The 12,138-nt window shown below is 53.0% G+C and carries 13 protein-coding genes and 1 pseudogene; all 14 read right to left on the bottom strand.

Features of this window, described 5'->3' with window-relative positions; all coding sequences use genetic code 11:
* The coding region (locus BN4609_RS14980; RefSeq protein ID WP_164071709.1) for a fimbrillin family protein at window positions 1-704 on the bottom strand (704 nt) is incomplete at its 3' end.
* A gap of 63 nt (window positions 705-767) precedes the next feature.
* Window positions 768-2,570, bottom strand: a complete 1,803-nt coding sequence (locus tag BN4609_RS14975) for a fimbrillin family protein (RefSeq protein WP_068857272.1) — start codon at window positions 2,568-2,570, stop codon at window positions 768-770.
* 41 nt (window positions 2,571-2,611) lie between these two features.
* Window positions 2,612-2,728 (bottom strand): annotated as a pseudogene (locus tag BN4609_RS16790) (fimbrillin family protein); the annotation flags it as partial.
* A 115-nt stretch (window positions 2,729-2,843) separates the two neighbouring features.
* A complete protein-coding gene (locus tag BN4609_RS14965) occupies window positions 2,844-3,731 on the bottom strand; it encodes a fimbrillin family protein (RefSeq protein ID WP_068857270.1) in 888 nt (295 codons plus the stop codon).
* A gap of 86 nt (window positions 3,732-3,817) precedes the next feature.
* Window positions 3,818-4,705, bottom strand: a complete 888-nt coding sequence (locus tag BN4609_RS14960; protein WP_032840840.1) for a FimB/Mfa2 family fimbrial subunit — start codon at window positions 4,703-4,705, stop codon at window positions 3,818-3,820.
* 16 nt (window positions 4,706-4,721) lie between these two features.
* A complete protein-coding gene (locus BN4609_RS14955) occupies window positions 4,722-5,822 on the bottom strand; it encodes a DUF3575 domain-containing protein (protein WP_008765492.1) in 1,101 nt (366 codons plus the stop codon).
* A 236-nt stretch (window positions 5,823-6,058) separates the two neighbouring features.
* Window positions 6,059-7,186 carry a helix-turn-helix domain-containing protein gene (locus tag BN4609_RS14950; protein WP_068857269.1) on the bottom strand — a complete coding sequence of 376 codons (1,128 nt, stop codon included), beginning with the start codon at window positions 7,184-7,186 and terminating at the stop codon, window positions 6,059-6,061.
* 109 nt (window positions 7,187-7,295) lie between these two features.
* Window positions 7,296-8,084: a PRTRC system ThiF family protein gene (locus tag BN4609_RS14945; RefSeq protein WP_008765490.1), complete on the bottom strand. Its 789-nt coding sequence runs from the start codon at window positions 8,082-8,084 to the stop codon at window positions 7,296-7,298.
* A complete protein-coding gene (locus BN4609_RS14940) occupies window positions 8,081-8,800 on the bottom strand; it encodes a prokaryotic E2 ligase family D protein (RefSeq protein WP_005680445.1) in 720 nt (239 codons plus the stop codon). The genes BN4609_RS14945 and BN4609_RS14940 overlap by 4 nt, the downstream gene beginning before the upstream one ends.
* A gap of 3 nt (window positions 8,801-8,803) precedes the next feature.
* Window positions 8,804-9,892, bottom strand: a complete 1,089-nt coding sequence (locus BN4609_RS14935; protein WP_004310032.1) for a hypothetical protein — start codon at window positions 9,890-9,892, stop codon at window positions 8,804-8,806.
* Window positions 9,893-9,932: 40 nt separating this feature from the next.
* The gene (locus BN4609_RS14930; protein WP_004310031.1) at window positions 9,933-10,154 is read right to left on the bottom strand and encodes a PRTRC system protein C; all 222 of its coding nucleotides are present in this window, start codon (window positions 10,152-10,154) and stop codon (window positions 9,933-9,935) included.
* A 4-nt stretch (window positions 10,155-10,158) separates the two neighbouring features.
* The gene (locus BN4609_RS14925; protein ID WP_004310030.1) at window positions 10,159-11,121 is read right to left on the bottom strand and encodes a PRTRC system protein E; all 963 of its coding nucleotides are present in this window, start codon (window positions 11,119-11,121) and stop codon (window positions 10,159-10,161) included.
* 37 nt (window positions 11,122-11,158) lie between these two features.
* A complete protein-coding gene (locus BN4609_RS14920; protein ID WP_025832076.1) occupies window positions 11,159-11,377 on the bottom strand; it encodes a hypothetical protein in 219 nt (72 codons plus the stop codon).
* Window positions 11,378-11,764: 387 nt separating this feature from the next.
* Entirely contained in the window at window positions 11,765-12,001 is a 237-nt protein-coding gene (locus tag BN4609_RS14910) for a hypothetical protein (RefSeq protein WP_005680446.1), read from the bottom strand.
* Window positions 12,002-12,138: the final 137 nt, after the last annotated feature.

Raw genomic sequence — 12,138 nt, 5'->3', positions numbered from 1 at the left:
TTCTTCATCTTATAAACGAAGGTCTTGCCGTTAGTGAAGGTGCAGGTAATGAAGGCTGTGCCAGCTGCCACATTTTGCGGGGCTACGATGGCGGTGTAGGTGTTGCTGCCCTTGCTGTACGGGACGATTATATCCGGGTTGTCGCCTTCGGTGGAGAGTCCCGTCAGCTGCACGGATGCCAGCCCCTCGGTGTAGTCCGTCAGRACGATGGTCACTCGCGCCGTGCGGTGGGTGAAGCGGAGCGTGGGGCTACCGTAGGTCACCGTCTGYCCGTYGGCTACGATGAGGTCGCTGCCCTCAAAGTCTTTYTGGGYACTTTGGTTGGCTTTTACCTTTACCGCAGGTGGRGTTGTCTCGCCAGCGGTGTAGGGCCACCACGCTGTGACGGTGATGTYGTTGTGGTTGGTCCAGTAGTACGGGTCGGTGGAGGTCAGCGTGGCGCTGGTGGGGTCGGCGGTGGAGGGCGTCACGTYGTATGCCTTCACCGTRCCGTCCATCAGSACTGCCACRCTCTGCACACCCKYCCAATTGCCRTCCRCWGGGGCACGGGTGSCGGCGATGGCTGTCGCGGCKGGRTTCAGCCCCGTGGCGGTGAAGACGATGGGGGTGCCTTCCGCCCCTTCCGGTAGGAAGCCCGCTTCGTCCTGCGTGCAGGCGSCSARTRAGAGGGCGAGCGCTGCAAGTGCAAAAAATCTTATCCTCATAATATCTATTATTTTATTACTCTGGTTCTTTCCGTTGCGGGCGTAACTTTTCCCCCCGACGGTTTACTGCTTCCTCAAGGTAGGCAATGCTCCTTTAAGTTCGTAACGCCACTCTGAGCCTGCGTTCTGCAAGGCGGTGTTCATGGCATCAACGGCGTTCTTCCAGGTTACGCTGGTGCCGTCCACCTTCGTGGCTTTGGTGCTGCTTATCCTATTGTAGCCGATACCTTGTTCATGATTGTTCTTCCAATAGCAGGCGGTCACGGTAATGTAGTTATCTCCCAAAAAGCCGCCGATATGTACATAGCCAGTGCTACTACCCGTACTGGTTACGTTGCCTGTGGCATAGCAGGAAAGGAGGCTGATTCCGTCGTTGAATCCTACCAGACCGCCGCCAGAGATATTCTGTGTGCGGTCTATTTCTATGATCACGTTGCCTGTGGCATAGCAAGCGGTCAAGGTGGCACCAAAAATCGTCTGACCTGCCACGCCGCCGACATTGAGCGTTCCCTTCACTGTGGCAGAGGAACTGCATCCGGTGATGGAACCGTCCCTTTGAGCACCCACCACACCGCCGACGCTCACCGTGCCGCTGACGCTGCCCGACACCGAGCAGTTTTCAATGGTGCCCCGGCTATATCCTGCCACGCCGCCGGCATAACCCAACCTGTGATTGCATGTTATCTGTATGCCATCCATCACCACATTCTTCACCGTACCGAATTTACCGAAATTACCGAGATAGCCGAACAGACCCGCATATTCGTCATTTGTCGTAACGGTCAGCCCCGTGATGGTATGGCCGCCGCCGTCGAAGGTGCCGGTGTATGCGTTGTCGTAGTCTGTGCCTATCGGCGTCCAGCCTTTGCCTGTGAGGTCAATGTCGGCGGTGAGGGTAATGTTAATGTCGGTCTTACCTCCGTTCACTAATTCGGCTACATTCATCAGGCCGTTGGCGTTATAGACCGTGTAGGTCTTGGTGTTGCTGTCGTAGATGTAGCCTAAATCCTCGGCTGCGCCGCTCTCGCCGCCGCCGTCAGCCCAGTCACCGATGGTGCAACCCTCTAACGTCAGGCCGGTGGCGTTCACCTTAACGGTATATTTATAGCGGTTGCCCGCCTCTAATACGACGTTGTTCTGTGGACGGAAGTAGAAGGTGCCGCTGCCGAGTTCCACCCGGAAGAACGGCTTGCCTGCCGCAACGGTCTGCGGGGCGGTCAGTGCCTCGTAGGTGTTGCCGCTTGCGTTGTAGGTCTTGATGGCCGTCGGGTTGCCGTTATCGGCGGATAGGCTCACGAGGCTCACCGTGGCACCGGCGACGCTCGTGAATCCCGTGCCGGGCTTCAGTTCGATTGTCACGCGTGCCGTGCGGTGGGTAAATTCAAGAGTCGGGTTGTTAAATTCCACCTTCCGGTTCTCAGCAGAGATGAAGTCGCTGTTCTGGAAGTCAGCCAATTTGCTTTGGTCTTCGGCCACCTTCACGGCAGGCATCTGKGTGATGTCGGCATTGTTGAAGGGCCACCATGCCGATACGGTAATCGGGTCGCGGCTGGTCCAGTAGTACGGGGCGTTYTCGCGTGAAAGCGTGGCACTCTTGAAATCGGTAGAAGCCGTWACGGTGTATTCCTTTACCGCATCGCCCATCTTGAGTGCCACGGARGTGACGCCCTGCCAGTCGCCGTCCACRGCGGMACGGGTGGAAKGGGCTGCCAGCGGCGTTGYYTCTACGGACAGTCCGGTGGCACGGATGACGACGGGGTATTCACCTTCGGGCAGACGGTTATCGYCAGCAAGTTCGTCCTGCGTGCAGGCGGCGAGGGCGAACAGCAGTGCGGTGGCTGCGGGGATAAATAATCTATGTCTCATAATTCTTYATYCTAATCRATTAATTATTAATTATTAACATCTTACAGGCCAGCATCCACTTCTCCGCCGTTTATATCGTTCCACTTTGCAATGGTGGCTTCGCTGACTTCAAGGACTTTGTTGCGTACCTTGACGGTATAGGTATAGTTGTTGCCCGCCTCAGCAAGTTCGTCCTGCGTGCAGGCGGCGAGGGCGAACAGCAGTGCGGTGGCTGCGGGGATAAATAATCTATGTCTCATAATTCTTTATTCTAATCGATTAATTATTAAAATCCTACAGGTCAGCACCCACATCTCCACCGTCTATATCGTTCCACTTTGCAATGGTGGCTTCGCTGACTTCAAGGACTTTGTTGCGTACCTTGACGGTATAGGTATAGTTGTTGCCCGCCAGCAGTGCGCCTTCGGGCATGGTGAGTGTGGCATGATATTCCTGACCTTTGTAATTCACAACCAACGGCAGGGATGCAACTGTCTGCGGGAAGAGGATGATCGATGACGTGAGATTGCCGTCTGCCAGATTCATGGYCAGTTCTCCGGTCTGTASTCCGTTGTCTGCGGTGGCAATACCGTCGGCCGTGTTGAACGTACCGGTGAGTAACAATCCGTCCAGCGTGTAACGTTCAGGCTTGACCACGCTGAAATYCACGCCGTCGCCCGCCTCGAAGGTAAGGGTTATCTGGCTCATGCGGTGGTGRAAGGAGTTGTCTTCACCGCCTTTGGCGGTTTTGTCGGTAAAGCTTACTACCGGGTTGTTTTTGTCTCCCGTGGCTCCTGAAGCAAAGAGGAAGTCGATGGCAGGCTKGTTCTGCTGCGCCGTGGCATCGGTCGTGGCWGCGAGGATGCCTCCCGCCGCGTTGTACGGATAGTAGGCGCGGAAAGTATGGGTCTTTGTATCTTCGATATAGATRACCTTTCCTTCTGCCTCAAATTTCCCGTTTTTCAGGATGAAAGGCACGTTGCCGTACTGGGAATCGTTGCCGATGTCGGTGATGCCGATACGGTCGCCGCCAGTCCAGGTGGTTCCGCTGGCGCGGGTGGCGGGGGCGATGTTGGCGGTAAACTGGGCGGCCACGGGGTCACCGTTCAGGTTCTCGTTGTCGTTGTTGCAGGCTGCCAGTGCGAGGGCGAGCGTTGCAAGTGTAAAAAATCTCGTCTTCATTATATTAGTTTAATTCCATTTCAATATTTGCTGCACCTCAGCAAAATCAAAGCAAGCTTTGCTCCTGCGTTCGGTTTACTAATTATTTACAAATCGGCATTTACATCATCACCTTTCACTTCTTCCCAGCCGTTGATTTCGGCTCCGTCCACTTCCATGCCTTCGGGAGTCTCAACCAGCGTTCCGCCGAGGGTCAGCGATTCGCCCTTTCCGGTGTTGAACTCCTTGAGGGCTTCCGTAAGGTCGCTTTTCAGCGTGGTGGGGGTCGGGTTGCCGTCAGCATAGCGGATTTCACCCGTCAGCAGTTGTTCCGTGCCAGTCACACCCAGCAGCTGCACCGTGGCTTTCCACTTGCCGGCATCGTCACCTTCGGTAATCTTGGAGAAGGGCAGCACGACGTTCGAAGCGGCTCCGTAGGTATCGGTAGCGAAGTCGAGTGTTCCGGCTGCACCCGTCAGATGGGCAACAATCTCCGTGATGCGTCCGGCGGCATCACCTGTAGGTTCGACGACAAGCGTCAGTTCGCGTACCTGCTGCTTCATTGCGGCGGTCAGCGGATAGTCCCTGTCTTTCTCGATGGTCACCTGTTCCGTATAGGTGAAGAACCATCCCGGGGCATTGTTCACAAAGGCATCCGTGCCTGCCCGGGTTCCCGTGGATGCGGCAATGGTGGCTGTGGTGCCGTTCACCGTGATTCCTTCAGCCGGGTTCCACACCGCAAGTGTGTAGCTGCCCGGAGCAAACAGATGGTCGGGGGTATGGGTGGCGGAAGTCTCCGTACCCGTATAGTCACCCATGGTGACCGTCCATGTGGCAGGTATGTCAATACCCTCACCGCGGGCCGACCAGTCGGCTGTCACCGCAATCTTCCCGTAGTCGGGATGCGGCGTGTCATAAAGCGTGTCCTTCACGCAGGAAGAGAACAGCACGGCGGCTGCCATTCCCATCATATTTATATATTGTCTTGCTTTCATATTCTATTCCTCCGTGTTAGAATAACTTCCATACCAATGTCACACCGGCATTGATGGGACCCCACCAATCTTTTGTTTCGTTGCCGCGGCGTACACGCACGCCGTCGATGACTTCATATTTTTCGAAATCGGCATTCAGGTAGCCCAAACCGAGGTTGAAATCAAGAGCCAGTGCCTTGTTCAGCCGCAGCTGATAGCCGGCGGTGATGCAGCCACCCATCAGGTCGCCCTGCTTGCCTGTTTCGGAGAACTTGTAGTTGAACTGTCCGGCCTTGAACATCGCGCCCAGATACCAGGCTTTCTTCTCACCCATATAGTAACGTACTTCCGGAGCCACTTCCCAGAGTGCATAGCGGCGGTCTTTGTCGCTCCAGCTCCAAGAAGTCCACGAGCCGTTTACGGCAATGCCCCACGACGGGCAGATGCGCCATTCCACGCCAAGATCTGGTGTCAGGGTAGCCCAGCGCAGCAGGTTGGCACGCAGGGAGAGATGATAATCAGTTGTGATTTTGGTTTCCGACGGCGTGTCGGCAAGTGTATTTTGTTGAGCGGCTTTCTCGGCTTCTGCCTTTTCAGCGGCAAGTCGGGCTTCTTCCGCCTTGCGCTGCTCTTCGGCAAGCCGTTCCTGCTCGGCACGCTTCTCGGCTGCCAGTCGTTCGGCTTCCGCCTTGCGTCGTGCTTCCGCTTCCGCATCCGTCACGGCTGTTTCCTTTACCGGTACCGTCAGGCGCACGGTGACAAAATCACCCTCAGTCGCATGGTTGCGGGTAATGAAATTCTCCTCTTTTATTTCCGCGCGTGTAATCAGTTCGGATTTTACTCGATTGGCACGGATCTTCGCCGTTGCAAGGTTCTCGGCTTCACTGCCCTGCGAATTGCAGTATCCGTCAACCAATAGCGGCAGCTTGCCGTCAAGAATTGTTGCTTTGTTGTTTTCGATACATTCCAACAGGCGGGCAAGTTCCGTGTCATTGCCATTCCAAGGCACGTAGAACATGTCCTTCTGCGGAACGAAGCGGAAGGTGTAGGTCGTGTCTGCTTTCTGCTGCGCAATGACAGGAAAAGTTACCGTCATCAGCCACAGAAACAGGGTAAGAAAAGTGATTTTTCTGCTCATATAAACTTGAATTTATTATCTTTGTCTTCTCCAAAGGTAATAAATGCTATTCAGCGCCCAAAATATTACAAAAACTTTTTCTGTTGAAATACAGCGTTTTATAAAAAATAGTCGTTTGAGCACTTTTCAAATTGTCGTTAGAGCACCTTTTTGTCGAATTAGCACTTTTTTGTCGCTTGAGCACTTTTTGAAAATGGGCTTCTGAGACCTTTTTCATCGGCTTTTTACCACACAAATTATTCCAGATTTGCTTTTTTCCACTTGCCAGGCGTACATCCTTCCTTTTCGGTAAATGATTTGATAAAGTTACTGCGAGAAAGAAAGCCGGAAGACTCAGCCAGCTTCTGTATATTGATTTCCGGATGCTCCTTCAGTATGTTTTTCGCATACTCCAACCGGAGACCGGTTATCCATTCGCGGAATGTCATTTTATACGTAGTCTTGATATAAGCGGAAAGATAGGTGCGGTTGGTATGAAGCACATCTGAAAGCTCCTTTATGGTAAGGCCGGGCCGGATATAACCGTCCGCATCGATCCAACCTTTGATTTTTTTCGCCATTTCGGCATGGAAAAAAGGAGTATCCTGCCTCTGTGCCTGTTCCCGGTTTGTGGTGTCACACAGGTCTTCCTCTTCAGAAGTCATGCCATCCTCCATCGCGTTTTCCACCTGTTCGTAAAACAGCAGATAGTTCAGATAGCAAAGGAAGAGATAAATGTAGAACGGTACCGATGACAGAATCCAGATATAGATGTATTCATTAGGCAGGAATGTCAGCAGTCCGCATCCCACCCCGAATGTGACAGCCCAGTAGGTGAAAATGGAAAGCCATTTGATATAGGCACCGATGTCATCCGCACGGGTGTCATCGAAAATGCGGATGACCCTGTGATAGGCCCGGAGAAGCCTACGGGTCAAGAACAGCCCATAGATAACCAACCATGCGGCCAAGGCAAACATCACCGTTGTCTGTAAACCACCTTTTGGTAACAACAGCAGAACGATGCCGGAAAGGATGGAAAACAGTATCCATAGACAGATATGCGTCCGTAACCGACATTTGGTGATATAAAAGCGGTCAAGCAGAGTGGTGAGGGCCGAACTGAACAACCAGTAGCACAAAAAATAGGTGGACAGGTTCATCAGGATGGCGGCATCGGTATTCTTGAACCTGATTCCAAAAAAGAAATGTACCGAATAGTTGGCGGCAAGTAACAGTATGGCTACCCCCATAATTCGCCGGGAACGCAGATAATTATTGAAAATGGCTTTTTCCGGGGTTGGAGCCAACAAAAAATAAAAGCCGAAGAACGACATCAACGGCAGCGCAATGCAAAGTGAATAACTGTATATAGATGGTTCCATTGTGTAATATGCTTATTTATTTTGCAGGGCAAAGTTACAAAACTATCAGCGAACCGAAGTATTCTCACAGCTTCTTTTTATGTCTAAATAACACTGAAATACTTTTATATTAGATTGATATCGGGTTTACTTTCATCGTTGCCAGGTTCAAATACACCCCATGATGCTCTATCATCCCGTTGCGGAACATCTTCCACAGGATATTGCACCCGAGTTGCGCCAGCGTGGAGTTAATGAACAAGTCCTGCTTCTCCAATGCTTCTGCCAGCGAGCAGCTCGGACCGGAATCCTCCTCCTTCACTCTCGCGTATTTCACGAAACGGGTGATGACCTTCAGCGAGCCGACCGCTTCATACAGCGTGGAAGCCGGTTGCCTGATTTTTTTCAGCACGGTCCCCATTATAACCTGTCCGGTCGTTTGCGTGTTGCCGAAGTCCATCCAGTAGAGTGGCGTGGCATTGTCCGTGTAGGAGGCCGGCGGCATCTTTCCCAGCACGTTCCACAGGTCGAGCCGGGACTTGATGTTGTCCGTGCAGGTGACGGTGATGTTCGCGATTTCATCCCGTTTCACCTCCTTCAACACCGACGGATAGGGTCTGGGCTCCGCTTTCCAGTCGTTGCCGAAGAAATTATTGACACGGGTAATGAGGCATTTCGCCTTGTTCAGGCCTATGTCGGAATCACTGAAGAGTTGGCGTCCGATGTTGGTTCCGGACACGATGTCAGGGTCATAGAGCGTGACGGACAGGCCGGGGTGTCCGAGCGCCCGCAATGTCACGTCGAGCCGGGCCAGACATGTCAGCACCTGCGAACCGGTTCCGCCCGCGCCGATAAGATTCACTGTTACCGGGTGCTGCGGGGCAATCAGGTAGTTGTCGATATAATGCACTCTTTTCATTTCAGTATGTCCTTTAGTTTCAAGTTGTTCAACGGTCTCAGTTCTTCAAGGTCGAAAGGTCTGTCCTTTGCCGCTTTCGTGACCAGAACGAGATTTGATTTGGTCGGGTTGCCATGCGCTCCCAGATGGGAGAACTCCGTCAGCCAGAACTTCCTCTCCCAATATTCGAGCAGTTTCGCGTAGGTCAGGTCTTTCGGCTTCTCTATTCTGGCGGAACCCAGACAGACGCTTGCCTGCGTCACGTTGAAGAACGGGGCGGCATAAAGTTCCGTCTTTTCCGTCGGTTCCCTGTCTTTGCAGGCATAGACATTCAGGTGGCTTTCTCCGGCCTCGTAGATGATTCCCGGCAGATGATACTCCGCGTTCTCTATCTTGAGGGCTTCCTTGAAGAACATCATACGTTTCCGGGGAGAGTTGTACCAGATGTATTTCTCGCTTCCCTTACGCGGGTCGCACCACAACAGGTTGGACGGTATCCTTCCATACGGTGTGGCGCTGTGCCTTTCGGAATAGCCCCGTACCAGCTCGTTCATGAACTCCGCCGTCACCGGACGGCCTTCGCCCATTATACCGCTTTCATCTATATCCCTGACCTCGATGAAATAACTGTTGTCATATACATAATGACTGTTGTCTTCCCGGGCATAGGCAATCAGCGCTGCCCGCGGATGGAGCAGCGTCCTGAGTTTTCTTGTCAATTCGTTCGTTTCCAGCATGTTTTAACAGATTATATTGATGAACTTATCCGCCCATTTGAAGAACCGCTCCGGATAGTCATCCATCCGGAACAGTTCTCCGGTATCGGACGAGAGGTCGCAGGTCGTTACCGGCGTGATGTCATAGGTCTCCCTGCTGTTTGAATTGTAATAGTCAACGAGATATTCAGACACTATATCGTTGATGTCATAGACGACCCTTATCTGCTGTTGCAGGTACATCGGATGGAAATCCGGATTCTCGGAGTAGTAGGCGTCATACCCGTACCCCATGATGCCCCGTTCCGGTGTCAGGAAGGGCAGACCGCTCCTCATGGCGTCGACCAGCTGCCTTTCAAACCCGTTTTGGGGAGTGTACGAGCCGATTGCCCCCGGCAGGTCCTTGTAATAGGACTTTGCAGCCACCCGCCTGAGCAGCCTGCCTATTTTCCCCTCCTGATAGGAACGCACAAGTTTCACCCGGCTTTTCCATTCCTGCGGGTCATCGCCTCCGTCCTCCGAGAGCAGCTCGAATATGAACTCCGCGTCATCGTCATCCAGAATGGTGCTGATACCGTTGGCCGTCATCAGCTTGTGGATAAAGGTAATGGCGATCCTCCTTAAAACGGGACTGAGTGATTCCAGGAACCTCACAGGGAAATAGTACAGCGTCAGACTTCCCCACCGGTGGTACTTCCACAAACGGAAGAAGAGCCTGCCTCTTTCCTGCTCGATATTGACATTCAGCTCATCCCCCACAAGCGCGTCCATCTCGTCGTACAGCCTGGCTATGCCCTCCCCGATACTGTTTCCCGGTGTGTGCGCCGCTTCCTTTTGCAGCAACAGGGCATACTTGAAAAAGGAATCACGCAGGAACTCATAGTTTTCCCGCGTGATTACATTGATGCTGCCGCATTGAAGTCCGTCGTATGTCTCCACGACAAGGCTTTTCAGGGCAACCGGTGCAAGCGCCGTGCTCAGAAAAGAATTACGGCCCCGCTTGGAGCCGCAATCCGTTCTTTCCTGTCCACCCCGTATCGGGTTTCCCTCCGTGTCTGCCCGATGATGAGCCTTGCCAGCTGTTCCTGCCGGTGTTCGTCCAATGGTACACATGGTTTCTTGTTTTTCTTTTTCCTGTTCTTCCTCATATATCCTATCCTTTGGTTCCGACAGTGGTCTTGAACTCGTACACGGCCTTGTCATCCTTGAGTACCGGACCGTGTACCGTCGCGGTTGTCAGTTCAGGATAAAAGTTGGAGTAATAATTCATGACCATTTCCGGGCTGTCCGACGGGTTCGGATCGTCGAGCGTGACCATTCCGCTGCCTTTCTTGAACGTGAATGAACGTGTCATTCCTGTGATTTCGAGTGCCATAGTCTTAAACTGTTTGATAGGGTGAATACTTGGGTTCTAACATGGATTGGGGAAAATCGGGATATTCCTCGTAATCCTTGGGATTGTAATTGATTTCTTCGTCTGCGGGGTATTGCATCCGGTAGTCTTCAGGCGTGAATTCCGGTTCCTGCCAGTGCGTGACTTCCTGACCGCCATAGTTTTGCGGTTGTACGGAAGGCTGCTGTGCGTATTGCGGTTGTGGTGGGGTCTGGTGTTGAACCGGTCTGTGCGGCGGTTGCTGAGGTGGCCACATCGAAGGCTGTTGCGGTTGTCCGGCCATGGATCCCGGTACCTGAGGCTGTGGCGGATAGGGCGGTTGCTGTACGGAAACTGCCATAGGTTGTGGCTGCGGTTGCTGTCGCTGTTGTGCCGTTGCCGCCATAGGTTGCGGTCGTGGCTGCGACTGGGCTTGCGGCACCGGTTCATCCATCAGTTCGAACAGGCTGCCCTTGTTCATCGCCTTTTTCTGCTGCTCCATCATTTCGTCAATCTTCTTCTGGTCCTGTGGCTTGGCATGGAGGCGTGCCTGAGAGAGTGCGGTGACGGCATCCTTATGGTTCTTGGCCGCGATCAGCTCCTCCGCTTTCTTGAGGTGTTTCTCGTATTTCTCCCGCCTCTCCTTCTCCTCTTTCGTCTCCTTGGCCTTTGCATCCTTCGCCGCCTTACTTTCGGATGCGGCCTTCTCCGCCTGCACCTCGAATTGAGCCATGTTGGTGATTAGTCCCACCGCTTTCTGTATCGGGCGTGCGACGGTTTGCAGGAATCCCGCGTCCAGTTCCTCGGGCTTCCCGTTGACCGTCAAGGGTACGATGTGGTTCTGAGCCTCGTCCTTCAGCCCGTTCGACTTCGGCAGCGTGGATACTGCCAGTTGTCCGTTTGCTTTACGGATGACCAGCGTAAGGTCCACGCCTTCGGTCATCATCTGGTTGATTGCTGTAAAAAACATAATTGTATGAATTAAAGTGTGAATAACCGTATTCTTTCTATCTGTTGAAGAACTCCGCCAGCAGCCTGTTCCGGTCGGGATGGCTGCATATCTCCAGTACCGGGTCCAGCAGCGTGGAGATGTGTACGGGTCCGCTTCTTTCCCGTGGGGGGAATTTGACGGTCGGTTCCGGGACAGGATACTTCCTTCTTGCCGGTATCGGCACTGGTATCTGTACCGGTGCCATCGGCGGTCTTGAGATGATTGCTTGATTCATGACTCTATAATTTTAATTGTGAATACCCGGGCTTTGGCAGCCCGTTGAACTACAAGGGCTTTACGGCAAACGCTTCCGGAAAGGCAAGGCTTTCGGGAAAAATACCGCAAGCCCTCCGGGCGAGGATGATTTTTCCCCGAAACCCGGAGGGCCCGGCCTTGCCGTCCGAAAAGAGGCGTTTGCCAACTTTGCCCGGTAGTTCTCCGGTCTGTCAATGGCTGTATATGCCTCCCTTTCCTTTCCGAACGTGTTTTCATTATCCCTGTTTCCATAAGGCATGGAACACAAAAAGAGCCGTCCTCCGTGAGGACAGCCCTGTCCTGCAAGGTATTGCAGCGGTTTATATGCCGTATTTGTTCCATCTTCCTATATTTTATGCCGGTGGAATCAGAATACCAGGTAGCTGAGGATACAAAAAAGTATCGCCGCTGCCACCAGGAAGCAGGCTACCTTATAGAGAAACCTGAAGAATCCCCTGAAACAGACGATGGCGACTGCCGTCCACACGGGCGACACGCCTCTTGAATACAGATAACCGAACACGATGAAGGCCGCGATGGCCAATACTGTCATCCTTGTCCATTTGCCTGTTGTCAGTTTTCCGATATATTCCCTCGTTTTCATGACCGTATATTGTTAATGGGTGAAACATGTCATTTCCAATTTCGGGGGCCGGAGAGCGGACCGCCTCCACAGGCAAGGTTTTCGGGGAAAATACCGGAGCGGGGCGAGGATGATTTTCCCCGAAACCTGCAAGGCCC

It is taken from the genome of Leyella lascolaii (genome assembly GCF_900079775.1).
Classification (GTDB): Bacteria; Bacteroidota; Bacteroidia; order Bacteroidales; family Bacteroidaceae; genus Prevotella; species Prevotella lascolaii.
This window is presented reverse-complemented; position numbering and strand designations above follow the sequence as displayed.